This is a genomic window from Psychromonas sp. KJ10-2, assembly GCF_047323255.1.
GTDB lineage: Bacteria > Pseudomonadota > Gammaproteobacteria > Enterobacterales > Psychromonadaceae > Psychromonas.
The window spans coordinates 346,665-372,357 of the sequence record NZ_CP178827.1; the positions used below are offsets into that span (position 1 = coordinate 346,665).

The following is a 25,693-nucleotide window of genomic DNA, read 5'->3' on the forward strand; positions in this document are numbered from 1 at the left end:
AAAATTGAACTTAGCCAGTTGCTCTGTTACTAAGTTTCCTATTTGTTTTTTATTTAAAAATGATGAGTGCATTTAAAATGCTAGCATGGTTTTTAATAACAGATCAATGCAATTAATAATTATTATCATTTGCGATCGAAATTGTTTTATGTGTACAATCGACTTCTTTTTTGACGAATGACTATAAAAATATTTGTCTTTTTATTTGATTTTTTCTCAGGATGAGTCTATGACTTTAGAAAATAGCACAGTAAAACCAACCACTAATTGGGTCGTTAGGTTAGCTTTTTTGATCAATATTATTTCTCTCGGTGGTTTCATGATGGTAGTGCCGTTAGGGCCTGATTTAGTCAAGAGTATTGACTTCAATCCAGCGCACATTGAGTTACTTGATTGGTGGGGCGATGTTTGGGTCTGCCGTGTTGACTTGGTTATTAGCTGACCACCTTGATAAATATGATCGGAAATCAGTATTGGTGTTATTTTTATTATTAAGAGGGCTGTGCTTAATTGCTTGTGGTTTTGCGACCACGCCGATAGCTTTGATAATATTATTCACCTTATCAGGGAGCTTTACTGGGCCAGCTTCATCGGTATTAATGGCTGCTGTAATTGATGTGACGCCACCACCCAACCGTGGCAGAGTGATGGCTTTTATTGGTAGTGCTTTTTCTATCGCAGCTATTTTAATGGTGCCATTGTCGTTGCTGGTTTCTTTGTATTTTTCATGGCAAATTAACTTTTGGATTTTTGGTGGGTTAGGCCTAGTGTTAGCGGTTTTATGCGTGATGGCTTTCCCAACCATGACCTCACACATTCAATCAGGTGGCAAGGCAAAGCAAAAAGCAGTGTCGGTGTTATTTGCACAATCCAAAGTTAAAATTGCTTTATTGGTTGTTGCGATTCAAATATTGGCGCATTTTCTGATCATTAGTAACTTCTCTGCTTATTTCCAGTTTAACCTTTCCTTTCCTCGAGAGCATATGTCTGCATTGTATTTTGGGGGCGGTGCTGCCAGTTTTATTGCTCTGCAATTTACTGGGAAATTATTTGATAAAGGCATTCGCCACCAACTGCATATTGTTAGTGCACTGTTGGTGGCTTTATCGCTCTATCTTATTTTTATTGAGACACCACAAGTCAATGCTTTATTTGTACTTTTTGCGCTCATGATGACGGTGAGTACGGTACGAATGAGCGCTACAACTAGCATCATTAGTCACTTACCATCACCACCGCAACGAGCGGCATTTATGTCGATTAATAATAGTGTCAGTAATGTTGCTTCTGGAGCCGCTGGTTTTTTATCTGCGGCATTATTAACGACAACCGCTGACAATAAAATTGTTGGTATGGATTGGGTGGCGATGTTGAGTATCTTCCTTACTGTTGCTGCCCCATTAATATTATGGCGGTGGGTAAATCATGATTCGCTCATTATACCCAATAACGATCAAGCACCTCCGATAGCTAAGCGTTAATTCAATAAGATAAGAGGAAACTATTTTCCTCTTATCAATCAACACAATGTCGTTCTGACACCTCACTCATATTAATACGTGCTTATGCCAATGTAGGGATAATTGTATTTAAAAACTAAATGATACTAATAATCATTAATGTTAATGGTGGTGTGTGACATTAAACAATGATCATCAATGATTTATTTGATGGTTTAACAATTAAGCCAGTTAAGGCTTTAAGGATAAAAATGCAAAATGAATATATCAATCCATTTGATAATACTGACCACCAATTCTTTGTATTAATTAATGATAAACAACAGCAAAGTCTATGGCCCACTTTCACTGCAGTGCCAAAGGGCTGGCAAGTTTTGTTTGGGCCTGAACAACGAGAAAAGTGCATTGCATTTCTATTATCGGAGCCGTCTTAGTCGGTCAGTATTTTTGATTTTAATTAAAAAATAAACCTGATCAACGGCTAGCGAATAAGCGTTATTCGCCATTATTTTTAACATCATTAATTAAAGGATGTCATTTTGCCAAACACTACTTCACCTGAAATTTCGATTAATCAATCATTTCCTATTGTTGGGCCTCAATTGGGCATTTGGTTAGCGGACCAGTTAGCGATTAAGCATAATACTTTTGCTGTTGCTCAATATGTTGAGTTATCTGGGAAGATTGAATTCGATGTACTTGATAAAGCGATTCAACTAGGCATGAAAGAAGCTGATACCGTACATACTGTTTATGAAAACAATATAGAAGGGAGCATACAGACACTTAACTCGAGTCAAAAAATTGATATTGAAAGTGTTGATTTTGTCGATCTCTCTAGCGACTTTGATGCTTGTGATCAAGCCATTAAGTTAATGCAGGCTGATATTGAACAAGCACCAAGAGCTGACGTGTTAACAGATCGCTTCCGACATATTGTATTTAAATTACCCGTTGTTAATGGTGAAACGCGTTGGTTTTGGTATCAGCGTTACCATCATTTGATGTTAGATGGTTTTAGTTTTACAGCGCTCACTCAACGTATAAGTCATATTTATACTGCTTTGTTATCAGCTCAAGAGATTGGGTCTTCACCTTTTACTCCTTATCAGGCGGTGATTGAAGAGTATATTGCCTATGATAAAAGCGATAAAAAATCTAAAGATAAACAATTTTGGCAAGACTATTGTCAACAAGACGTTACACCTACTTCTTTATCTTATCGTCCATCAAGTAGCCCTGATGGATTAAATACGCAGGTTATCAGAGCACAATTTAGTGTGCCAGACACCATTACTGGACTGATTGAGCAGCATGCTCATTTTACAGTGGCCGATATTGCCAGTACCGCTGTGTTTATTTACCTTGCAAAGCTAACTGGGCAGGAGACTCAATGTATTGGTTATCCATTGATGAGAAGGATGGGGTTTCAGGCGTTAACCACACTGGGCACATCAGTGAATGTTTTGCCATTAATGGTGACAGTAAAGTCGAAATATACCTTTGAACATTGTATTAAGTTATTAACACAGCAGATTAAAAAGATCAGACGTCATCAACAATATGAAGCAGAGCAAATACAACGGGATCTAGGGGAAGCGGGCGGCAAAGAACGCCTTTATAGCGCGACCTTAAACTGTAAATTATTTGATTACCAACTGGATTTAGCGGGGGTAAAAGGTGTCACTCATCAAGTTGCTACTGGTCCAATAGAAGACATTGAATTTGGTGTGTATGTACAACAAGGTAAGTTAAGCATTGAGTTGTCTGCAAATTCAGGGCGATATAACCAAGCCGAGTTGCAATTACACGGGCAACGTTTAATACATTTATTATCTCAGTATGCTGAAAATGCTGAAGCTAATATTGAACAAACTATAGGTGATTATTCGATAGTTACTGCTGCAGAAGTCGAACAGTTAGCTGTTTGGTCAAATGGCCCAAGGGTAGATACCCGTTGTTATGGGCCTAGCATTGTGTCGCTATTGATTAAACAAGCTCAGCATGCTGGTGAGCAGAGTGCACTTGTGTATCAGGGAGAGTCATTAAATTTTGAACAGTTATATAAACGTGTTAATCAATTAAGTCGTTTACTGCTTTCTCATGACGTTCAAGCGGGTGATTTAATTGCCGTTGCAGTCCCTCGTAGTATTGATTCAATTATTGCCATTTTCGCAATTATGAATATAGGCGCGGTCTATTTACCTTTAGACTTAGGACATCCGGCTGAACGCTTAGCCATGATGTGCGAAGATAAAGTCCCCAGCCTTGCACTGAGTACTATCGAACATCAACACCTGTTACCTAATACTATCCTGACCCTTTGCCTTGACGACCAACCGACATTAACCGTACTTGAAGCCTGTTATGATACTCCGCTACCCGCGAATAAGTGTCATGTAACTCAACAAGATTTGGCCTATGTCTTTTATACTTCTGGCTCAACAGGACGCCCGAAGGGCGTGATGGTGTCACATGGCGCATTGATTAATCTCGTCGCGGCATTACAGGACAAGGTGTATTCCAGTATTGAGATCAATGAGAAGCAACTTAATGTCGCATTAACTGGCTCTCTCTCTTTGATACTTCTTGGGATCCCATTATTTTAATGGCATTAGGCCATACCTTACACATCTATTCTGACCAGGTTAAACAAGATGCTTTTTCATTACTAGATTCAATACAAACAGATAAAATAGACACGCTAGCAGTGGCTCCATCGTTAGCAACCCAGTTGGTACAAGCTGGATTATGTGAGACGCAAAGACACCAACCTAAATTAATGGATATTTGTGGTGAACCTGTGCCACCTTCTCTTTGGGAAGCATTGCGCTCTTCCTCTATTGCTTCTCATAATATTTACGGGCCCACTGAGTTTACTGTTTATGCAACCAGTGAACAAATATCAGATAAAACGCCAGAGGTGGAGATAGGTAAACCCTTTGCGAATACATGTGTTTATATTCTTGACCAAAATCTACAACCTGTGCCGATAGGTGTGAATGGTGAGTTATATTTAGCGGGGGATAATATGTCTTCGGGTTATTTAAATAGACCCGATATTACAGCAAGCCGTTTTGTTGCTAACCCTTTTATGGAAGGCGATGTGATGTATATGACGGGGGATATTGCGCGTTGGTCTGCACAGGGGCAATTAATGTTTGTTGGGCGTTGTGATAACTAGGTGAAAATACGAGGTCATCGCATTGAATTAGGAGATGTAGAAGCCGCTTTATCATGTTTACCGCTCACGAAAGAGGTCGCCGTTATCGCAGAGGTAACCGAGGCGAGTCAGCGTTTATTAGCTTATTGTACTTTGAATGAGCATCAATTAGGCAGCGAAACAGAGGTGGTGGATGCAGTTTTAACACAGCTATCTTCTGTATTACCCAATTATATGGTGCCATCTATTGTCTCTATTTTAACGGAGATGCCGCTCACCGTGAGTGGTAAAATTAATAAAAAAGCCTTACCTAAACCAGTGCTGTTGAGCCAAGGTAAGTTATTACCAAACACCGATCAAGAGCGCATTTTATGTGAACAAATGGCGCTAGTGCTCAAGCTTAATCGTGTTAGCTTAGAGGATGATTTTTTCAAATTAGCGGGGGATAGTATTAGTGCCATGCGCTTAAGCATTGCATTACATAAACAAGGTTACGAATTAAAACCACAAACCATTTTTAAAGAGAGAACCGCTGAAAAATGGCGCCCTGTATGTGTAAAATAGCCTCTCCATTAACAATTACACAGAAAGTTTATGATGAACAGTTAGATAAGAGCCGAACTAGAGCGGAAATATTAACGAATTTGTTAACTAGTGAAGAATTACAACTATTGGCTCAGCATTACGGTGAGCAGGTGGATATTTTGCCGGCTTTACCTTTACAAGCTGGGTTGTTATTCCACGCTCAACTTGCGGCACAAGATAGCCTATATAGTTTTACCACCAAGCTAAGGCTACAGGGAGCCGTTGATACTCAGCGACTGCAAGATGCTATTGCTACTTTGATCGTGAGCTATCCGCAATTAGCCGCGCAGTTTGATGTGCAGTTAACAGGTAAAACCTGCAAATTATTCCGGATATGACGTTAGTGTCAGCGAAGCAATATGCGCCACTTAAGGTATTTGATTTCAGTGAATTTAGCGAGGAAGAAAAGCAATCAGCATTATATTCATTGGAAATGGACGAAGCATATAAAGTTTTTGAGCTTGATAATAGTGTTTCTCAACCGAACAATTCGTCATCACTATTGTTTTTTAATCTAGTTAAGATGGCTGAGCAACACTATCAATTATTGATTACTGCCCATCATTTAATTATTGATGGTTGGTCTACACCTATCCTATTACAGGCTTTATTTGATGCTTATGCTGGTAATGAAGGAGCTGCAAATCAGTTAACAACTGCTTATCAAGATGTGGTTATGGAGATGGCTGCACGTTCAACAAAAGAGGCAGAAAAAGGCTTGGAAGGCGGCACTCATTGGTGTCACACTAACTATGATCTATGCAGAGTCAAACTCTGATGTACAGGAGTTAAAAACCAGTTTAGATAGTCAGTTAAGCGCTGATATAGCACGCTATTGTCAACAATATGGTATTACGTTAAATACCCTGATACAGGGTGTTTGGGAGTACAGTTGGGGTCAATGTGTGGGCGCGATCAGGTGGTTTTCGGTAGCCCTGTTTCTGGTCGTTTCAGCGATGTACAAGGTATTGATCAACAAATCGGCTTATTCAGTAATACTTTGCCTGTAGTGATTAATTTTAATCACGACCAACCGCTACTGACGCAGTTACGCGCGTTACAGACTCAGCAAATTAATTTAATGTCTCATGACGGGCTAGGATTAGGGGAAATTCAGCGTATTGCAGATGTTAATAATCTATTTGATACCTTATTGGTGGTTGAAAATTATCCCGCTGACCAGAAACTACTCAATGAAAGATACAGAGATTTGCGTATCAATAACGTTGAAAATAGAGGATATACCCATTATCCGTTAACGATATTAGTATTACCATGCGACAATATTCGGATATTGTTTGAGTATCGAGATGTGGTGAGTCAACCTGAACAATTGGCGCAGCGATTTATCCAAATTTTAACGCAAATAATCAATAACCCTGAGCTTAAAGTACCAGCATTAGATTTACACACTGAGCAGGATCGTAAAGTGATTACTCAAGCTAATCAAACCAAGGTCTCGATACCAGATAATTCATTACGGGATTTGTTACAGTCTCAAGCTGAGCAAACACCTCAGCGTGTTGCGTTGAAAGATAATCTGCAATCATTAACTTATCAACAAATGCGTGCAAAAGTCAGTGATGTTGCTCAAGGCTTACAGCAAGCAAAAAGTAGTAATACGCTTGAAAATCGTATTGAATTTATTGCGGTTGCCGTTCCTAGAAGTTGTGAGTTAAGTATTGCTTTACAAGCAGTGATTGAAGTCGGTGGTGCTTATCTACCTTTAGATAGCAGTTACCCTGATGAGCGCTTAGCTTTTATGCTTGAAGATGCAAAAGTGACGACTCTGATTACTACAAGAGCGCAACTTTCAAGGTTTTCAAAACAGGCATTTAACGACATTGCATTGAATATAATCTTGATAGAGTCGTTACTTGAACAGCCATTAGAGACTGATGTTTTGCAAGATAAAGCGATAACCAAGATTAAGGCGACTGATCCTGCATATGTCATTTATACTTCTGGCTCTACGGGCAAACCAAAAGGCGTGGTGGTCTCTCATCAAGCCATTGTTAATCGCTTATTATGGATGCAAGATACTTATCAGTTGGTTTCTGAAGATGTTGTTTTACAAAAAACACCTTCTAGTTTTGATGTCTCAGTGTGGGAGTTTTTCTGGCCGTTGATTGAGGGAGCCTGTTTATTCATGGCAGATCCTGATGCACACCGAGACCCTCAAGCCATATTAGATACTATTATTTCAGAAAACATTACAACCTTGCATTTTGTTCCTTCGATGTTAGCCACCTTTGTTGAGCATGCAGCAAGTTCCGAGCAGTTGTCAGCGATCAACGCGACATTAAAACGTGTTTTTGTAGTGGAGAAGCTTTACCCGTTAGGTTGGTTGAGCAATTTGAATCAATCAGCGATAAACCATTACATAATTTGTACGGGCCTACTGAGGCAGCGGTTGATGTCAGCTACTATCCTGCTAATCAAGCAACACAGCAGAAATTAGCAGAGGTCCCTATTGGTTTACCTGTTTGGAATACAGAATTACGTATTTTAGATCAGCAGCTGAGACCAGTAGGCATCGGTTGCATCGGGGAGTTGTATTTAACGGGTCAGCAATTAGCAAATGGTTATTTAAATAGGCCTGATATTACCGCGGATCGTTTTGTTGCTGATATACAGGGTGATGGCCAACGCATGTACCGCACTGGCGATATTGCTAAATGGACTTCAGATGGCAATGTGGTTTATTTAGGGCGTACTGATGATCAACTTAAAATCCGCGGTTTACGTGTTGAGATAGGGGAGATTGAACAGGCGTTATTAACCTTTAAAGAGATCAAAAAAGTCACAGTGGATGCACGTGTTTTACAGCAACTATCATCCAATCAACCGCTTCAGGATAATCGACAGCTGGTGGCTTATTATATTGCTAATACTGAATTGAATACACAAGCGCGCTTAAGCCATGCTCAAATATTAAGTGCATTGTCTGAGGTGTTACCTTCACACATGATACCTATTGCGTTAATCGAAGTTAGTGAGTTTCCATTGAGCGCTAACGGTAAGCTCAGCAAAAAAGCTTTACCAGACCCGCAACAAAACCAATCTATCTCGGGAAGAACACTCTACAGCAGGTATTGAGCAAACTATTGCTCAAACCTTTAAAAAATTATTAAACGTGAGTGAGATATCTGCGCAAGATAGCTTCTTTAATTTAGGTGGTCATTCATTAATGGCGATGAAATTAGCCGCTGAATTAAGAGCCCGTTTAGGCTTGCCTGTTTCAGTTGGGCAGATCATGGTGTCGCCTACTATCGAAGGATTAGCTTCGGTGTTAGTTGATGAAACTTTACGCAACGACCCTGAAAAAGCAGGTTTCGGGCATATTCTACCTATTCGCCAGGGACAAGGAACACCGCTGATCTGTATCAATCCAGGGTCAGGGTTCTCGTGGCAATATACGGGACTTCCAAAATACCTTGAAGGAAATTACCCAATAATAGGTTTACAGTCTCCTCGACCTAATGGTGCTGTTGCTGTCAGTGAAGATATGCAAGCTGCTGTTGAGCATTATTACAAAGCATTGAAAGGTGTACAACCAGAGGGGCCTTATCGTTTCTTAGGCTATTCGTTTGGTGGTACAGTTGCTGTTGCGTTAGCCGCAAAACTTGAGAAGCAAGGAGAACAGGTCTCCTTTGTGGGGTTATTAGATACCTATCCACCAGAAGGGCAAGAGTGGAAACGTCCTACAGAAGCAGAAGCAAGGGAGGAAGTGGAACGCGAAAAACGCCAATTCTTTGCTGCTGCTGAAAATGATATGTCAGATAAAGTAGGCCTCGCAGAACAAGACAAAATGTTCAATGATATTGTGGCTAACTATGATGATACGGTGCGTTTACTCGCTAAAGCAACTACGCAGCCTTATGCAGGGAAAGTGCATCTATTTGTTGCAGAAAAAACCTTACCCGATGGTTGGGATGAAGTTAAATCATGGGCTCCTTTTGTTAAAGACCTGACGAAATATAGGCTGCCATTTTCGCATGATGATATTTTATCAAGCGAAGCGTTATTAAAGATTGGGCCAAGGGTGTCTGGTTTACTCTTTAATTCGTTGAGCGATCAGTCGTTTGATGAGTAACTGACTATTTAAGACGATAATATCATTATAATATTATCGTCTTTATTAGTATAAAGAGGGGGTTATTGATATAGATAAGACCGCTTTATTTTAGATACTTGTCAATCTATTTGTATTAAAAAATAGAATAAGAACATAAATCATACGATCGTATAAATAAGTCCGTATAAATTCTTGAACGTGTGCATAGTTTCGTTGTAATCTCTTTTTTAATCTTTAATTGATCGATTTAACCATTAATATTATGAAGTGTCTTATGGGCAAATAGGGTCGTTCGACCGCTATTATGTGAATTAAGCTAGATTGCTAATTGAACTATATGGACTAAATCACCTTTAGTTTCATCTGTTAACGTTAACTTTAATGCTGTTAGGCTATTATCTCTTTATCCCCAATAAACAAGTGAATGATTGATTATGCGAATTAAAAAATTTGACCGAATAGAGCCCGATGAACGTAAATCTTTGATGGTACAGGGCGTTATAAGAAGTTTAATTGCGGATGGGTATGCAGGACTATCTGTGCGTAAGATAACCAAAGAGGCGAATGTCTCACAAGGTTTAGTGAATCATCATTTTGGTTCTATCAATGCGTTAATTATTTATGCTTATCAATCTGTTTCTGAACAGTTTATGGCGCAAATTGAAGATAGACTTCAAGCTTGTGATGGCGATGCTTCCGCGCAGTTAGATGCGTTTTTCCGTACTCATTTTGATATTGAATCTTTCGATCAAAATCTTTTAAAGCCTTGGTTAGTGTTTTGGAGTTTAATCAGAGACTCGGAAGGAATGGCTGACGCCTATGAAACAGCAAATGGACGGATAGAAGTTATTTTAAAAGCATTACTAAATGAAATAAAACAAGATGAAAATTTACAGGATACCAATGTGTCACTAGCTACTCAGGGATTAATGGCATTGTTAGATGGTCTTTGGGTTAGACAATGTTTAGCACCACAACATATCTCTTTGCATAACTCACTAAGTGTCTGTAGAAACTGGGTTAAAGGCTTTAAAGCAGGTTTGTACACTTAATTTTTGTATAAAAGAGCAGAAGGGGGAATAACCACCTTCTGCTTACACTGGCTTTTATCCATTGTGGTACTAAGGCGCGATATTAGTCCCAAAGTATTTGATTGATAATTCGTTGTAATGGTCAGATGCTACTACCTTTTTAATCGCAGTACTTAATTTAGCTTCAAGCTCAGTATCTTCTATACGAACACCTGCTGCGACACCTTTACCTAGCATCTCTTCATACTCTACTGAACCGTAATATTTCAGGCCTTCTTTGTTTTTATTAAAAAAGTCTGTTGCTGGAATATCATCGGCAACCATAAAGTCGATACGGCCTGCTAACAGGTCTGAGTTAACAGCATCTTGTGTATCGTAATAGCGGATGTTAGTGAATTTCCCTGCTTTTTCTTTAATGTAAAGCGCAGCAATCGTAGAGGTTTGAACACCGATTATTTTTCTTTTTAATGTGTTTTTATCTAGCGCAAACTCTTGTCCATCAAGACCAACGACTGCTGGTAATGTATTGTAATAAGGTGCAGTGAATAGCACTTTTTTAGCGCGTTCATCGGTGACAGTCATTGATGCAAAAATAACGTCTATTTTTTTGCTTTGTAGAGAGGGAATAATGCCATCCCAGGCTACCTCTTTGACTTCACAGTCTAAGGCCGCTTCTTTACAAATATCGACAATTAGGTCTATTTCAAACCCTTGCCAAGTACCATCCGATGACTTAGTTGCAAAAGGTGGGTAAGGTTCAGCTGCTACACCAAATTTAATTGTGTCGGCAGCGTATGCTGAAATAGCAGTCAATGCCATAGAAAGTGCTAATAGTGTTTTTTTCATTTTATTCTTCTTTGTTTTAGTCATAAGTTTTTGATTAATAAAGTTGATTAAGCTTCTGCATGTAATTTAATTGCTTTATTCTTTTTGTTATTGGCTAATACTGAAACAAAGCCACTGACTGCAATCATCACTGCACCCATGATTAAAAAGTTGTTAGGTTCACTTCCCCAAATAAGGTAAGAGAAAATAAATGCCCAAATAAGCCCGGTATATTCAATAGGAGCGAGTACAGTAGCTTCTACATGCTCAAAACTAGCAAATAGAAAGTACTGGCCTGCAGCGCCAATTACACCTGTTACCATCATCACTAAGATAGCTGTGCTATCAAATGAGGTGAATGTCCAAGGCAAACTGACACCTATGATCACGATGAACATAAAATTAGCAGCGACCATCTGCACAAAGATACTGGCTTTACCTGATAACCTTCTTAATAAAATGTAGGTGTAAGCCCATAACAGTGCTGAAAAGAGCGCATAAAATACTGATAACGCTTGACTAGTAAAGCCAGGACGAGAAGCAATTAATACGCCGATAAATCCAATAAAAACGCTGGCCCATTGCAGTTTTGTAGGCTTCTCATTAAGCAATAAAACGGCTAGTACCACCACAATAATTGGGGCAGAATAATAGATGGTGGTCATCTGTGCCAAACTCAATTCCTTTGCAGATAAGTAATAAAATACCCAAGCAAAGGCGGCAACTAAACTACGCCACATTAATGGTTTAATAACAGGTGATTGTATGGTTTGTTTAATAATTGCTTTACGGCCAATCACTAAGCAGATAAACAACGCTGCTAGGCTGCGCCAGAACAACAACTCTGCTACACCAAAGTCTGCAACCATCCATTTCATTACCGCATCTTGTATGGAGAAAATAGCGTAAGCGCCAAAACAAAGTAAAATACCTTTATTGACTGATTTACTGTTTACTGACATCACTCTATTCCTTATCGTTTCATTGGGATGCGTTTTTCAAACTGGGCAAATGCCACTTCAATTAAGTAGGTTGCGATAATGTAAATCACAGCCACTAATAAAAGTGGTTTATATACTTCAAAGGTGATCGAACGTATTTGATTAGCGGCACCCAATAGGTCAACCACTGCAATGGTTGACGCTAATGCCGTTGATTTTAATAACAGTACTGTTTCACCCGCTAAGGTGGGTGCTAATTGGTATAGTGCTCTTGGTAATCGAACGCGTAATAGGGCTTTAGTTTCTGTCATGCCATAAGCTCTTGCCGCTTCCACTTCACCTTTAGGCACGGCTAATAATCCACCACGAATAATTTCTCCTAAATAAGCTGCCGTTGAGATAATCAGTGCAATGGCAACATACCAAAATCCATCGCGTAGGTAGGGCCATAAAAAGTGACCTCGAATGCCTGGGACTTGTGAGAATAAGGTCCCTAACCCGTAGTAATAGATATATATTTGTACTAATAACGGCGTACCACGTATCACACTAGTAAATAAGAAAGCGGGGTAAGCAATCACGCGGTATTTTGATAATCGCGCCAGTGCAACACCAATAGCAGAGATAAAACCAAAAATTAAACTTATGATTAATAACGCTAAGGTAACTTGTAACCCTTCATAAATGAGATCTGAATATTCAATTAAGACGTCCATGTTTACTCCTAGTGTTTTGGTTGCCAGCGGCGTAAATGAATTTCAAGTTTGCGTAACAGATAACTAGAAATAAGGGTGATTAAGTAATAGATAACAGCAACTGAAACAAAGAACAGTAAATATTCACGAGTAGACCCACCTGCTTGTTTCGCTGTGTATAACAGCTCGTTAGTACCTATTACACTGATTAGGGCACTGTCTTTTATTAAGTTAACCCAGAGGTTTGATAAACCTGCTAAAGCATGTGGTGCCATAATAGGTAAGGTAATTCTAAAAATACTTTACGTTGGTTCATACCATAGGCAGAACCAGCTTCTGCTTGACCAGAATGAACGGCTAAAATAGAACCACGAAATATCTCTGAGGCATAAGCGCCTTGTACTAACCCAAGTACGATAATTGCTACGGGTAAACCGGCAACTTCCACATAGCCATATCCTAAGTAGTCAAACAGTATATTAAGTAAACTACTGCCGCCATAGAAAAACAGCAGTATCAGTAATAATTCAGGTACCGCTCGACATACTGTGGTGTAACCACGGGCAAAGGATTGGCAAAAAGAATTACCATATAGTTTGGCTAGGGCGGTTAATAAACCAATCAAAATACCCACGATAAATGCGCCAACGGATATTTGCAAGGTGACCCAGGTGCCGCTTAATAATGCGGGTCCCCAACCACCTTCACCAAACCCGAGCAATTGCATTGCTTCATTCATAAAAACTCTCCCTGTTAGCGATTATGCTGAGCATTGATAAATTGACGGAATCGCTCACTTTGTGGATTGGTAAATATGTCATTTGGTTTGCCTTGCTCTTCAATCACGCCTTGATGTAAGAAGGCAATATGCGAAGAAACATCGCGGGCAAATGCCATTTCATGCGTCACTAACATCATGGTACGGCCTTCCTCGGCTAAGGAACGGATCACTTTTAATACCTCTCCCACTAGTTCTGGATCTAAAGCTGATGTTGGTTCATCAAAGAGCATCGCTTTTGGTTCAACAGCCAGTGCGCGTGCAATGGCAACACGTTGTTGTTGACCACCGGATAAGAAACCTGGATATTCATCACGTTTATGTGCCATACCAACTCGCTCTAATAATCCTTCAGCGCGTTCTATGGCGACGAAACGAGATTCACCAAATACATGAATAGGTGCTTCGATTAAGTTTTCTAATACGGTACGGTGTGGCCAAAGGTTAAAGTTTTGAAACACCATTCCCAGACGTGAACGGATATCTAAGAGTTGTTTTTGGTCTGTAACAAAAGGTTGTCCTTTGTGGTCAATATCAGTATTGATACCTTCGCCATTAACGTAGATAAGTCCTTTATTTGGTACCTCTAACATATTGATACAGCGTAATAGGGTACTTTTACCTGAGCCTGACCCACCAATTAAAGAGATAACCTCACCTTCACGAGCACATAAAGAAACACCTTTTAAGACTTCGTGGTCGCCAAAGCTTTTATGCAAGTCAACTACTTCAATAACTTTCTTAGGTAAGATAATTTTAGATTCTTTAATACTTTCAATAGGTGATGTTTGTTGCTCTTGATTGCTTGCTACCGTGATAGTGCCTTCAACAACATCCGTGATGAACTGTTTAATACGTTTACAGGCTTCAGTTAATTCTGCTTCACTGACTGAGAAAGAGAGGCGAACAAATCCTTTGGTGCAGGTACCAAAAGCTTCTGCGTCTAATGTTGCCACGCCGGTATGCTTGTATAATCCCCATGTAAAGTCTTTAGCTGACATATTTAATTCACGAATATCAACCAATACAAACATGCCGGCATCGGGTGCGACGAGTTTAATAGAAGGACAATCCTTGAGCATATCCATGACTAGATAACGGCGATGTTTATAGACTTCAAGCATTGATGTACTAATGGTTTTATTGTGCTCTAAGGCGGTAATTGCAGCCTGTTGTACAAAACCAGGTAACCCGTAAAACATATTTAAGGTGAGGTTCTCAATATGGCCGATCATCGTTGGGTTAGCAATCATCCAACCTGAGCGCCAGCCTGTCATCGCATGAGATTTAGAAAGACTAGACAGGGTGATGGTGCGATCTTGCATTCCCTCTAATTCACGAATGGAGATCACCTCTTTGCTAAAACTCAGTGCTTGATAGACTTCATCTGAAACCACCCACAGGTCAAACTCTTTAGCGACTGCTGCAATCTCTTCCAGTTCGTCACGATCCATTACGCGGCCAGTAGGGTTGTTAGGATTTGCAAAAAAGATTGCTTTGGTTTTTTCAGTTACCAGTGTACGTAACGCGCTGTGACTGATGCGGAAATGATCATCGGTTAAGGTCGGCACCGGTACTATCTTAGCACCAGTTGATTTTAAGGTTGCTTCATAGGTGACATAGGAAGGGTCAATCACTAAGACTTCGTCACCGCTAGTTAATAAGCAAGTGGCTGCACAGTACAAACCATTTTGTGTGCCTGGTAAAACTACCACATTTTCCACATTGATTTTGTGCTTCGCTGTTTGGTTATGTACCTCCGCAATTTTTTCACGTAAGGCCATATGTCCACAGGTATCCGTGTAATGCGTATCGCCTTCTTTAATCGCTCTAATGGCACTATCACATATAACATCAGGTGTATTAAAGTCAGGATCACCGACACTTAAGATAATGGTATCTTCACCTTTTCGTTGTGCATTAACAGCTTCAAAATGAATATTCCAAGCATCCCCGCCTTGGCTTTTGATCCGATTTACAAATGGTGAGTAATTCAAATTTATCTCCTTTTTAATACACTTTTAATAGGTTTATTTTATTTCTGTATTTTAGACTACTCGCAAATGTACGATCGTTCAATAGTGAATAGTTAGATGAAAACAGCGATTGATATTAACTTCACCATGATGGTGCGACAGGTTGTTTTTTGAATTATCTTGGTGCAGAAGTAAAAGGCTGGAACTGTATATAATCCAACACTTTTTATATAGAGGATTAGTGTTAATGAACCATCAAAGTGCATGAGAAATTAATTTTTTTCAAATAGATAAAGAAAAATGTATCTCAGCCGATAATATTTAAGATCAATATAGATAATTCTTAGGTTCTAACACCTTAGAATAACCGACCTTGGTTAATTAAGTGATGTAATCTATTGCTCACTTATAACGACAAAATGGCCTTTTAAGTATCTTTTTTATTACTTTAGTAATATATTTATCGCAGTTTAATCAACCACTTATTTTAAACCTAACTCGTTGAGATATTAAGTCGTCAGCAAGGTGATTAAGTCAGTGTTGTTAATGAGTATGGATAGTTAATCGTTTAGTGTTAAACAGGATGGAGTCTACTTATGTTACGTTCTTTGAAAGTGCAAATATACCTACTGGTATTTATTCCTTTTATGTTAATGGTCGGTATCGGCTTATACAGTGAAATACGCAGTACTAACGCCGTTGAAGAAAAAGTGTCTGAGATGACATTAAACAATACGTTAAGATTAGAAAAAAACGCCTTAAAACCGTTGTTGATACTGCTCATTCTATGATTGAAGAGTATACGGAATTACCTGATGATACTGGCCTTAAAGCAGCACTAGCCGCACTTAATAAAATACGTTATGACAATGGTACGGGTTATATTTTTACCTATAATTTAAAAGGTGTGCGTTTACAAAGTGGATCCGGGAAAGGCATTGGTAAGAACTTTTATAATAACCAAGATAAAAAAGGAAATTATATTACCCAAAATGTTATTAATGCGGCAAAGGATGGGACAGGTTACAGCACCTATTATTTTGTTAAACCTGGAGAAACTGAGCCTTCTCCAAAATATTCATATTCTTTATTAATCCCTAAATGGAATATTGTTATTTCAACGGGTTTTTATATTGATGATGTAGAAAAAGCACAGCAAGAAGTGGATACGGCTATTGTTGAAGTGGCTGATCAAGCTATCATGGATGCATTGATGTTGTTTCTTTTTGCATTCATTGTGGTTGCACTAATTGTATTTATTGCCATTGCTAAGTTGTATAAACCACTTAATAACTTAAGTGTTTCAGTAGGTGGTCTAGCTGATGGAGAAGGAGATTTAACGGCAACTTTACCATCAAGCCATATTTCATTATTAGATAATATTGCTCGAGATTTTAATCAGTTCCTAGGCGCTATGGGTGTAGATATTAAAAGTTTAAAGGGCACCAGTGCACAACTCAATAATATCGCTAGCGAATCTAATCAACAACAAAAACACCTGGAAACGTTATCCAATCAACAAAAAGAAGAAACGGTACAAGTTGCCGCAGCCATTGATCAAATGTCATCTACTTCTAATGAAATTGCCAATACTGCAGAGCAAACTCGTTCTTCTGCAACCGCTGTTGAACAAGAGATTCAAGGTGTACTACAGCAAGTAGAACTGTCTAACGAGCAACTTGAAGGGTTAAATAAATTGATGAAAGGGGTAGAAGGATCGATTAATGAACTCGGTGATAATGTCACCTTAATCCATTCTGTATTGAGCGTTATTCAAGGGATCTCTGAACAAACTAATTTATTAGCTTTAAATGCAGCTATTGAAGCTGCGAGGGCCGGAGAGCAAGGAAGAGGCTTTGCAGTGGTGGCTGATGAAGTAAGAAGTTTGGCGAAACGCAGCCAAGACAGTACTGTTGAAATCAAAGATATTTTAGATAAATTACAGGATAGTGCAGAGAAAACGGTGCAGGATATGGCTCGTTCTGATCAGCAAAGACAAGTGGTAACAGAAGCGATGGCTAAAATTAGAGAGTTTATTCATAGCAGTAACCAAGGTATCCAACAATTATCTGAAATGAATGTGCAAGTGGCAACTGCAGCCAGTGAGCAATCCACCGTGTCTTCTGAAATCGCTGAACGTATTAATGGCATTGCAACACTTGCTGAAGACATTGGTAACAGCTCTACAGAAGCAAGGTCTCAATTTAAAAGTTTAGAAGAACAGTCCGAACTGATTGCAGAGATGACTAAGAAGTTTACGGTGTAAGTTATAGTACTTAATATTAAGCTTATTCTTAAATAATAAACATAAAGGCTGTGTGTAATATTTTTACCACAGCCTTTTTTATAGGTGTTAAACGGCATATTGTTCCTTGCAAAGATAACCTTCATAGCGAGCCAGACTCTACTATTAACTCTCAGCACATTCTGAAAATCAGTTTTAGATATACGAACAACAATGTATTTGTGTATTTGATTAATAACTAAAATTCACATTACTTTATACATTCTTGCAATTTTATAATACAAATGTGGCCTAGTTTTATAATAAAATAGATCTTTAATGTGTGATTAATTGAAGGGTGGTTTGTAATGAATAGTAATGGGCTTAGCTGATAGTTTAGACATTGATTATTTTTCTGATGGCGATTAATAATGGCAAAAACCTCACTAATAATAATTCTCTTTTTCAAAACTTTGTTGAAATTTATAAAACAAGTATAAGTCTTATTTTGTTGGTCTACCTCTCTAAAATAGACGCTAAGCTACTGTGAATAGGCGTTATGTTTTTTTTGTCAATCTGTTTACAGATCTAATTTCTTAGCGATTTTCTGTTGAAACTGAGATCTACTTAAGACTTTCTAACAAACTTAAACACCCTGAATAAAAACTTGAGGTAGGCTTATTAGTAACAAAAAAAGAGCTGCATGCACTGAGTTAGCGTGAATAAATAGTTACTTTTTAACACGCAGACTATTATGCATTTGTCATATTATTAAATGTTATAAATAAGGGTTCCAATGAAACACGGAAAATTAAATTTATTATTAAGCACTTCAATTGCTGTTGCTTTATCGGGTTGTGCAACAACTGATGAGCCAGTTGGTCCAATTAACTTATCAGGTACTTCGGCACCGCTGGTAGTGGTTGAAGCGACATCAAGCACGCATGATGGTAATGGCCCTGATCGTCTAATTGATGGTGATACGTCAACGCGCTGGTCTGCTAGTGGCGATAACTCTTATGCAGTTCTAGATTACGGTCAAGTTGCTGAGTTTGATGCCGTTCGTATTGCATTTTCTAAGGGTAATGAACGTGCAAGTACCTTTGATATCCTAGTGAGTGAAGATGGTAATACTTGGACGACTGTGCTGGAAGGTGAAAAATCATCTGGCAAGATTACATCGATAGAACGTTTTCCATTTACAGCCGTGAAAGCACGTTATATTAAGTATGTTGGGCACGGTAACACTAAAAACATGTGGAACAGCCTGACAGAGTTTTATGCCGTGAACTGTAGCATCAATACTTGTCTTGCTAATGAGTTTGCAACAAGTGCTACGATTGAAGCTAACCAAGTTGAAATTGAAGCAGCTAAAGCCAAAAAAGCGGCAGAAAAAGCAAGAATGGCTGCATTACGTAAAGGTGACTTTGGTACACCTGTACCACTTAAATGTGATTCAGCAGTATCAGATTGTAGTAAGAAAACATGGTGGGATGTGCCACTTAAATCGCCAGTTATTCCAGCAGTACCAAAAGCCGGTAATAAACCAGGTGAAAACTTCGACTTAACTACTTGGTACTTATCACAACCTTTTGACCATGATAATAATGGTAAACCTGATGATGTTAACGAATGGTACTTGAACCAAGGTTATGAACAACCTGAATTATTTTATACAGGTGAAGATGGTGGTTTAGTGATTAAAACCTTCATCAAAGGTACGCGTACTTCTAAAAATACAAAATACACTCGTACAGAAATGCGTGAAATGTTACGCCGTGGTGATAAATCTATCTCTACTAAAGGTGTGAATAAAAATAACTGGGTATTCGGTAGTGCACCTGAAGCTGATTTAAAAGCAGCTGGTGGTATCGATGGTGTAATGGACGTAACAATGAAAGTCGACCATACCACAACAACCGGTGAAGCAGGTCAAGTAGGTCGTTTCATTATCGGTCAAATACATGACCAAGATGATGAGCCAATTCGCCTTTACTACCGTAAATTACCAAATAAAGATACAGGTTCTGTTTACTTCGCACATGAAAACACCTTGGAAGGTTCTGATAATTACTACAGCCTAGTTGGTGATTTAAGTGGTGAAGTAGAAGATGGTATTGCACTTGGTGAAGTATTCTCATACCAAATCAAAGTGGAAGGTAACACCATGACTGTGACGTTAAAGCGTGATGGTAAAGATGATGCGGTACAAGTGGTTGATATGAGTGAGAGTGGGTATGACCAAGGTGGTCGTTACATGTACTTTAAAGTTGGCGCATACAACCAAAATAACACTGGTGATGCAGAAGATTATGTACAAGCTACTTTCTACAAAATTAAAACATCACATGATCAATACACTAAATAATATAAACATTATTTAATTATCAATAAAGCCAGCTTTTGCTGGCTTTTTCGTACCTGCCTCTCGTTAGTTGTTTTTATCTACTCTATAATGCAAAAATTAATAAACAACACTACGCTATTTGTTTATCTTAGGTGTTTTTTCATATTTCATTAGACTGTTTTTTATATAGTCCAAATGTATTCAATAACTCAGTACCCACCCACTATAATAATCAACGATGGAATCCCTTTATGAGCAAAGGAAAATTTGTTAGCGGTAATATTTTTAATCATATTATTGTTATGTCTTCTACCAATGCAATTGGTTTAACTGCACTGTTTTTAGTTGATTTAGCAGATCTCTTTTTTATTAGTTTATTAGGGCAAACCGAATTAGCGGCTGCGGTTGGTTATGCAGGGACTATCGCTTTTTTTACTACTTCTATTAGCATTGGTGTATCGATTGCCATGACTGCATTAGTGTCACGATCAATTGGCCAACAAGATAGAGACAAAGCGCGTCGATATGTCATTAATATACTGGTCTCAGGCTTCATTGTTAGTTCGATTATTGCGGCAATCATCTGGTATTTTACCCCTGAGTTAGTGACGCTGATCGGTGCACGTGATGAAACACATGATTTGGCTGTTGAATATTTGAGAATTCTATTACCCTCTTTACCTATTTTATGTGTCGCTATGAGTGCTGGGGCTTCTTTGCGCTCTGTTGGTGATGCGAAGTTAGCCATGTATTCGACATTAGCTGGTGGAGCGGTTAACGCTATCTTAGATCCTATCTTTATCTTTGCTTTTGATATGGGGTTACATGGCGCGGCATTGGCATCTGTTATCTCGCGCTTTGCTGTGGCAGGCTTTGCTTTGTATGGTGTAATTCGTATTCACCAACTAATGGGGCGGTTTGATTACAAGTTATGGTTGGCCGATCAACGAGATATTCTTAAAGTTGCAATCCCTGCTATCAGTACCAATATTGCTACCCCGTTAGGCAACGCTTATGTTACTTTAATGATAGCTTCTTTTGGTGATGCTTATGTTGCTGGTTGGGCTATTGTTGCACGCTTAATGCCAGTTTCTTTTAGTATGATTTTCGCTATGTCAGGCGCAGTAGGGCCTATTATCGGGCAAAATTTCGGTGCATTGTTGTATGACAGAGTGCGTTTAACCAGTAAACGAGCATTACAATTTACAGCGTGTTACGTACTTGTTGTGTCTTTTATTATTTACCTGTTACAAAATCAGGTGATTTTATTGTTTAGTGCGTACAGTGAAGCCGCTGATATGGTTGCATTTTACTGTACTTGGCTATCTGTTACCTTTATGTTTAACGGGGTCATATTTATTGCCAATGGTACTTTTAATAATTTAGGTTACCCAAGTACTTCGACCATTATGAACATAGGAAAAGCAACTATTGGTACAGTACCATTTGTGTACTTTGGTGGCATGTGGTTTGGTGCCTTTGGGGTAGTTGCAGGTCAAGCAGTTGGTGCTATTTTATTCGGTATTATTGCTTGGTTTTGGTCTCAGCGTATCCTTAATAAACTAGGCCCTAACGAAGGTTGTGAGCAACATGATGAAGTGAAATTGACTCCAAGCTTACCCTTGCCTCCTTTTAGTTCGAATCGTGGTTTTATATACGATGAACCAGATAACCTTAATCAGAAACCTATGCCATCAGAAAATTGTAGTCAACAAAAAAAGTAACCTCAGAAAAGAAAAGCCTATATAGCTAACTAGGTGGTTAGCGATATAGGCTTGATTAATAAGCACCCAAATATTGGGACAAATAATTACATCACTATCTTCAATCTATTAACAAGATATCCTCTATTTTATGACCTACCCACTAATCAACTACCTGGCTATTTTTCGCTCTAATAAATCTTAAATTAAATCAAAATAAAACGATAATTATAAATAATATCAACGCTTTATATTGTTTAGTTAATTAGTTTATTTAGCATAGTTAAATTTGACTTTTGGCACCTATTGATTGGTTTTCATTTAGTATAGACTGAAGTTTAGCGCTAACTTTTGTAGCTAGTTTTTATATGTGGATTCGTTTCACTTATAAATAGCTATTTAATCACCCAGTACATTTGCTATGTGCGTAGCATATGTTAGCAAGTTAGATTAATGAAAAGCATGGATTTCATTTTTTATAACGTCTGTATGAAATGGGTTAATGAATTATTACGCAAAGGGCTTTTAGCCTGATTTAAAATATAAATATTACAGAGACGTAATGATTGTTTAGTTAATCAAACAGCTCTTAAAAAATGGAATTAAAATAAGATGAAGAGCCTCAAATATAAAATATTTTTATTATTTGTTTCGATACTGCTCATAGCACAAGGAATTACTTTCTATGCTTTATACGTAACCAATCAAAATCAAGAAGAGACGGAGATTAATAGCCGTTTAAGTTCAGCAAAGACCATCTTTACAGAATTATTTGAACATCGTGTTGAGTACCTTTCTGCTTTCACTGCGATCACCGCTAAAGAACATAGTATTAAAAAGGTCTTTATCGATGGAGATGTTCATCATCTATTAACCGTACTTAATAATCAGAGACAAGAGTTAGATACTGATTTAGCCATGTCAATCACACCCGATGGCGTTATCACTGGGCAGTTACAAAGAACAAGCATCGCGAATATCGATGCTTCAACGGGGGAAAGTTACTTTTATAATAAAATTGATCATGGACCAGAACTGGGGAAGCCTTTTATGTTTCCTAGTTGGTTTCAATCTCAAGAGTCTTCCTATATTTATGCTATCGATGGCTTACATTATCAGGTGAGCCTTTCTCCCGTTTTATATCGAAATCAAGTGGTGGGTTGGTTACTGTTTGGATTTGAAATTAATGATGGTTTGGCAGATCAATTTAAAGCGGTGACTGGTTTGCAAACAGAGTTTGTTCTAAAAGAACAAGGCAAGGCATTGTTAACTGCATCTTCAAAGCAAAATACATCATTGTTCAGCGATGAAAAAAAACTGCATATTATAAATAATATTGATCAATCTTCTATTCCAAAAGAACTAATTGCCACTTCTGTGGTGATCTCGCAGTTCGAAAACCGTGAACTTGCGGTTTATATGTATAGCTTAAGAGAAAACATTGTCTCTATGTTAGAAGAGCAGTGGTGGCCTTTGATGATGTTAGCGACTTTGACTTTATTAGCGTCTTTAACCTGTGCTTACTTGATTGCAGCTTCCATCAGTCGTCCAATTAACCGATTAGTTGACCATGCCAAAGTCATTGCAAATGGACATTTTCAAAAGAAAATCATCTTTAAAGAAAAAAATGAAATAGGACAACTTGCCAACGAGTTTAACCATATGCAGGTTGCTTTATTGCAGCGTGAAGAGGCAATAACACGTTTAGCTAACCATGACTTATTAACAGACCTACCTAATAGACACCGCTTAAACGAAGTATTAAAAGATCTAAAAAATCAGCGTTTTATGATGTTGCATTTGAATTTACGTCGCTTAAAAGATGTTAATGCTACCTTGGGATATGATGTAGGCGACTTAGTGATTCAAGCTTTAGCAAATAGATTGCAAAATATATCAAAACAACAGCACGTACAGTTTTTAGTGCATATAGGGGCCGATGAATTTATTTTGATTGTAGATAGCATGGAAGTTAATGAGGTAAGCGCTCAGATTAATAAAGAGTTGGAAGAAATATTTTGCTTCCAAGGTATCAGTTTACAGTTGCAAGTACGTATGGGTATCGCTTTATATCCAGAGCACACACCTGATGTAACTAAACTGGTTCAGATGGCAGATACGGCCTTACACCATACACGTAATACAGGTAACTTAGTGCAAATTTATCAGCCAGAATTAGATGTTAATACCGTTGAACGTTTAAATCTTATTAATGATTTAGTACAAGCCATCCCTGCGAACCAATTTGAATTATATTTCCAGCCTAAATTTTGTATAGCTATTAAAAAAGTTAAGCATGTTGAGGCCCTAGTACGTTGGAAACATCCAACCTTAGGAATGATCCCGCCGGATAACTTTATCTCAATCGCTGAAAAAACCGGTCAAATTGAAGCGTTAACACGTTGGGTATTTACTGCAGCTATTGTGCAATGTAAAAAATGGAATGAGATTGGTTTAAGCATTAATATTGCTGTTAATATCTCTGCAGAAAACTTAAAAGAGCCTGATTTTTATAACTTTGTTTGTCACACCATTAATCAACATAAGGTTGGACCTGACCAAGTCACATTAGAAGTGACAGAAAGTTCTGTCGTAGGAGATACCGCTGGGGCTATTAAATTATTAAGTCAATTTAAAGATTATGGTTTAAAAATCTCCATTGATGATTACGGCACAGGTTACTCCTCGTTAGCACAACTTAAGCAGTTACCTGTTCATGAATTAAAGATAGATAAGTCTTTTATCCAGCGTCTTGAAAAAGATGTTGATGACCAAATCATTGTACGTTCAACGATTGACTTAGCACATAACATGGGATTGAAGGTAGTAGCAGAAGGGATAGAGGATGCATTTTCGTTAGCTTGGTTGTCTGAGTCAGGATGTAACTATGTACAAGGTTATTATATAAGCCGTCCTAAACCTGCTTCAGAACTAACACCTTGGTTGCTTAATCTGCCTAGATTTGAACAAAGTGATTTTCAGATTTAAACGCTTCTATCATTGCAGTGAATGCTGACAGAAGCGCATTACTGTTAATTAATTAAAGAATGAAGTCAGATTGATGGTTTGATCATAAGATTTAGTGAACAATGGCGAAGTTATCTCAAAGTGAAGAGGTAACTCTGGGTTAGTTAATAGAGAGAAAACATTGCTAAACATATCACTGGGTTTAATGCTTAAAGGAAGCTGAATGCTACTTGTACCTTCACTAATTTTTTGATTGTTTAATGCACCGGTAAATAACTGGTTACCTTTAGATGACACTGCATAATTGACATCGTCAAGCGGCAAGCTAAATTCATTTTGGTTATCTACTTCAAGACTTAATATAATATCCAACTGGCTGAAGCTTGCATTAACAACTTCTAGGTCTGCAATTGATACAGTTGGCACGTATAAAGTCGCCGATTTTTCGAATGGAATTGATAACCCTAATGCACTCACACTACCTTTAACTTGATAATCAAGTTTGTTCTCTTTAAATAATAACTGTTGTAATGAAGTTAAGGTTTCTTGAGTTAACGCTAATGATAAAGCCACATCTTTATCGCTATTAGCTGCTAGCGTACCAACAGAATCAGTTTCTCCTTCAAACATTTTGCTGTCGTTAAGAGATAATTCGTAGCTCACGTTATTAATAGGTAATGAAAAAGCATTGTTATTAGCGATATTAAAGGTTGGGTTTAATTCGATACGATCCATTGACATTTCACCCACTGAAATTGATTTGTAATTTACTACGGGTTGTTGCACGTAGTCTTTAATACTGTCTTGTAGCGTTGTACAGGCTGTTAATACACTAACTGCTGCGACAAAGGTAAGTTTTTTAAGCATGGATTTATCCTGTAAGTAATTTGAGATTGAATGGATTATATCAGATTGCTGAT

General features: G+C 38.2%; 22 protein-coding genes and 2 pseudogenes. 17 read left to right on the plus strand and 7 right to left on the minus strand.

Going from position 1 to position 25,693, the window contains the following annotated elements; all coding sequences use genetic code 11:
- Window positions 1-229 precede the first annotated feature (229 nt).
- From ACLKL2_RS01695 to ACLKL2_RS01750, 12 genes are all read left to right on the plus strand, one after another.
- The gene (locus ACLKL2_RS01695) at window positions 230-442 is read left to right on the plus strand and encodes a hypothetical protein (RefSeq protein ID WP_413693132.1); all 213 of its coding nucleotides are present in this window, start codon (window positions 230-232) and stop codon (window positions 440-442) included.
- Window positions 405-1,481 (plus strand): MFS transporter, encoded by a 1,077-nt coding sequence (locus ACLKL2_RS01700; protein WP_413693133.1) that lies wholly within the window; start codon window positions 405-407, stop codon window positions 1,479-1,481. Before ACLKL2_RS01695 ends, ACLKL2_RS01700 begins: the two co-directional genes overlap by 38 nt.
- Window positions 1,482-1,711: 230 nt before the next feature.
- Complete coding sequence (locus ACLKL2_RS01705) at window positions 1,712-1,894, plus strand: MbtH family protein (protein ID WP_413693134.1); 183 nt, start codon at window positions 1,712-1,714, stop codon at window positions 1,892-1,894.
- Window positions 1,895-1,999: 105 nt separating this feature from the next.
- Window positions 2,000-4,069, plus strand: a complete 2,070-nt coding sequence (locus ACLKL2_RS01710; RefSeq protein WP_413693135.1) for a condensation domain-containing protein — start codon at window positions 2,000-2,002, stop codon at window positions 4,067-4,069.
- Complete coding sequence (locus ACLKL2_RS01715) at window positions 4,069-4,644, plus strand: AMP-binding protein (RefSeq protein WP_413693136.1); 576 nt, start codon at window positions 4,069-4,071, stop codon at window positions 4,642-4,644. The genes ACLKL2_RS01710 and ACLKL2_RS01715 overlap by 1 nt, the downstream gene beginning before the upstream one ends.
- Window positions 4,645-5,187: an AMP-binding enzyme gene (locus ACLKL2_RS01720; RefSeq protein ID WP_413693137.1), complete on the plus strand. Its 543-nt coding sequence runs from the start codon at window positions 4,645-4,647 to the stop codon at window positions 5,185-5,187.
- Complete coding sequence (locus ACLKL2_RS01725) at window positions 5,175-5,546, plus strand: condensation domain-containing protein (RefSeq protein ID WP_413693138.1); 372 nt, start codon at window positions 5,175-5,177, stop codon at window positions 5,544-5,546. Before ACLKL2_RS01720 ends, ACLKL2_RS01725 begins: the two co-directional genes overlap by 13 nt.
- Window positions 5,543-5,986, plus strand: coding sequence for a condensation domain-containing protein (locus tag ACLKL2_RS01730; RefSeq protein WP_413693139.1), 444 nt, complete (start codon window positions 5,543-5,545; stop codon window positions 5,984-5,986). The genes ACLKL2_RS01725 and ACLKL2_RS01730 overlap by 4 nt, the downstream gene beginning before the upstream one ends.
- Window positions 5,987-6,088: 102 nt before the next feature.
- Window positions 6,089-7,669, plus strand: coding sequence for an AMP-binding protein (locus ACLKL2_RS01735; RefSeq protein WP_413694225.1), 1,581 nt, complete (start codon window positions 6,089-6,091; stop codon window positions 7,667-7,669).
- Window positions 7,552-8,307, plus strand: a complete 756-nt coding sequence (locus ACLKL2_RS01740) for an AMP-binding protein (RefSeq protein ID WP_413693140.1) — start codon at window positions 7,552-7,554, stop codon at window positions 8,305-8,307. The genes ACLKL2_RS01735 and ACLKL2_RS01740 overlap by 118 nt, the downstream gene beginning before the upstream one ends.
- 7 nt (window positions 8,308-8,314) lie before the next feature.
- Window positions 8,315-9,304, plus strand: a complete 990-nt coding sequence (locus tag ACLKL2_RS01745) for a thioesterase domain-containing protein (protein WP_413694226.1) — start codon at window positions 8,315-8,317, stop codon at window positions 9,302-9,304.
- Between the two features lie 416 nt (window positions 9,305-9,720).
- Window positions 9,721-10,338 (plus strand): TetR family transcriptional regulator C-terminal domain-containing protein, encoded by a 618-nt coding sequence (locus ACLKL2_RS01750; RefSeq protein WP_113820412.1) that lies wholly within the window; start codon window positions 9,721-9,723, stop codon window positions 10,336-10,338.
- Between the two features lie 69 nt (window positions 10,339-10,407).
- Here ACLKL2_RS01750 and ACLKL2_RS01755 read toward each other — a convergent pair whose 3' ends face one another.
- The 6 genes and pseudogenes from ACLKL2_RS01755 to ACLKL2_RS01780 all read right to left on the minus strand — a co-directional run.
- The gene (locus ACLKL2_RS01755) at window positions 10,408-11,163 is read right to left on the minus strand and encodes a transporter substrate-binding domain-containing protein (RefSeq protein WP_413693141.1); all 756 of its coding nucleotides are present in this window, start codon (window positions 11,161-11,163) and stop codon (window positions 10,408-10,410) included.
- 47 nt (window positions 11,164-11,210) lie between these two features.
- Entirely contained in the window at window positions 11,211-12,104 is an 894-nt protein-coding gene (locus ACLKL2_RS01760; RefSeq protein ID WP_413693142.1) for a DMT family transporter, read from the minus strand.
- A gap of 11 nt (window positions 12,105-12,115) precedes the next feature.
- A complete protein-coding gene (locus tag ACLKL2_RS01765; protein ID WP_413693143.1) occupies window positions 12,116-12,799 on the minus strand; it encodes an ABC transporter permease in 684 nt (227 codons plus the stop codon).
- An 8-nt stretch (window positions 12,800-12,807) separates the two neighbouring features.
- Window positions 12,808-13,517, minus strand: a pseudogene (locus tag ACLKL2_RS01770) (ABC transporter permease).
- A 14-nt stretch (window positions 13,518-13,531) separates the two neighbouring features.
- Window positions 13,532-14,308: an ABC transporter ATP-binding protein gene (locus ACLKL2_RS01775; protein ID WP_413694227.1), complete on the minus strand. Its 777-nt coding sequence runs from the start codon at window positions 14,306-14,308 to the stop codon at window positions 13,532-13,534.
- Window positions 14,309-14,419: 111 nt separating this feature from the next.
- Window positions 14,420-15,553, minus strand: a pseudogene (locus tag ACLKL2_RS01780) (pyridoxal phosphate-dependent aminotransferase); the annotation flags it as partial.
- 575 nt (window positions 15,554-16,128) lie between these two features.
- On the opposite strand from ACLKL2_RS01780, the gene ACLKL2_RS01785 reads away from it, so the two are divergent.
- From ACLKL2_RS01785 to ACLKL2_RS01805, 5 genes are all read left to right on the plus strand, one after another.
- Window positions 16,129-16,323 carry a hypothetical protein gene (locus tag ACLKL2_RS01785; protein ID WP_413693144.1) on the plus strand — a complete coding sequence of 65 codons (195 nt, stop codon included), beginning with the start codon at window positions 16,129-16,131 and terminating at the stop codon, window positions 16,321-16,323.
- Window positions 16,320-17,798, plus strand: a complete 1,479-nt coding sequence (locus tag ACLKL2_RS01790; protein WP_413693145.1) for a methyl-accepting chemotaxis protein — start codon at window positions 16,320-16,322, stop codon at window positions 17,796-17,798. Before ACLKL2_RS01785 ends, ACLKL2_RS01790 begins: the two co-directional genes overlap by 4 nt.
- 754 nt (window positions 17,799-18,552) lie before the next feature.
- Window positions 18,553-20,124, plus strand: coding sequence for a polysaccharide lyase family 7 protein (locus tag ACLKL2_RS01795; RefSeq protein ID WP_413693146.1), 1,572 nt, complete (start codon window positions 18,553-18,555; stop codon window positions 20,122-20,124).
- A gap of 230 nt (window positions 20,125-20,354) precedes the next feature.
- Window positions 20,355-21,827, plus strand: a complete 1,473-nt coding sequence (locus ACLKL2_RS01800; protein WP_413693147.1) for an MATE family efflux transporter — start codon at window positions 20,355-20,357, stop codon at window positions 21,825-21,827.
- Window positions 21,828-22,418: 591 nt separating this feature from the next.
- Complete coding sequence (locus ACLKL2_RS01805) at window positions 22,419-24,794, plus strand: bifunctional diguanylate cyclase/phosphodiesterase (RefSeq protein ID WP_413693148.1); 2,376 nt, start codon at window positions 22,419-22,421, stop codon at window positions 24,792-24,794.
- Window positions 24,795-24,842: 48 nt separating this feature from the next.
- Here ACLKL2_RS01805 and ACLKL2_RS01810 read toward each other — a convergent pair whose 3' ends face one another.
- Window positions 24,843-25,640, minus strand: a complete 798-nt coding sequence (locus ACLKL2_RS01810) for an LEA type 2 family protein (RefSeq protein WP_413693149.1) — start codon at window positions 25,638-25,640, stop codon at window positions 24,843-24,845.
- Window positions 25,641-25,693 lie beyond the last annotated feature (53 nt).

Coding starts and splice junctions, on each gene's coding strand:
- ACLKL2_RS01695 (WP_413693132.1), top strand. CDS start 230: ATGACTTTAGAAAATAGCACAGTAAAACCAACCACTAATTGGGTCGTT.
- ACLKL2_RS01700 (WP_413693133.1), top strand. CDS start 405: ATGTTTGGGTCTGCCGTGTTGACTTGGTTATTAGCTGACCACCTTGAT.
- ACLKL2_RS01705 (WP_413693134.1), top strand. CDS start 1,712: ATGCAAAATGAATATATCAATCCATTTGATAATACTGACCACCAATTC.
- ACLKL2_RS01715 (WP_413693136.1), top strand. CDS start 4,069: ATGGCATTAGGCCATACCTTACACATCTATTCTGACCAGGTTAAACAA.
- ACLKL2_RS01725 (WP_413693138.1), top strand. CDS start 5,175: ATGTGTAAAATAGCCTCTCCATTAACAATTACACAGAAAGTTTATGAT.
- ACLKL2_RS01730 (WP_413693139.1), top strand. CDS start 5,543: ATGACGTTAGTGTCAGCGAAGCAATATGCGCCACTTAAGGTATTTGAT.
- ACLKL2_RS01750 (WP_113820412.1), top strand. CDS start 9,721: ATGCGAATTAAAAAATTTGACCGAATAGAGCCCGATGAACGTAAATCT.
- ACLKL2_RS01755 (WP_413693141.1), bottom strand. CDS start 11,163: ATGAAAAAAACACTATTAGCACTTTCTATGGCATTGACTGCTATTTCA.
- ACLKL2_RS01760 (WP_413693142.1), bottom strand. CDS start 12,104: ATGTCAGTAAACAGTAAATCAGTCAATAAAGGTATTTTACTTTGTTTT.
- ACLKL2_RS01765 (WP_413693143.1), bottom strand. CDS start 12,799: ATGGACGTCTTAATTGAATATTCAGATCTCATTTATGAAGGGTTACAA.
- ACLKL2_RS01785 (WP_413693144.1), top strand. CDS start 16,129: ATGTTACGTTCTTTGAAAGTGCAAATATACCTACTGGTATTTATTCCT.
- ACLKL2_RS01790 (WP_413693145.1), top strand. CDS start 16,320: ATGATTGAAGAGTATACGGAATTACCTGATGATACTGGCCTTAAAGCA.
- ACLKL2_RS01795 (WP_413693146.1), top strand. CDS start 18,553: ATGAAACACGGAAAATTAAATTTATTATTAAGCACTTCAATTGCTGTT.
- ACLKL2_RS01800 (WP_413693147.1), top strand. CDS start 20,355: ATGAGCAAAGGAAAATTTGTTAGCGGTAATATTTTTAATCATATTATT.
- ACLKL2_RS01805 (WP_413693148.1), top strand. CDS start 22,419: ATGAAGAGCCTCAAATATAAAATATTTTTATTATTTGTTTCGATACTG.
- ACLKL2_RS01810 (WP_413693149.1), bottom strand. CDS start 25,640: ATGCTTAAAAAACTTACCTTTGTCGCAGCAGTTAGTGTATTAACAGCC.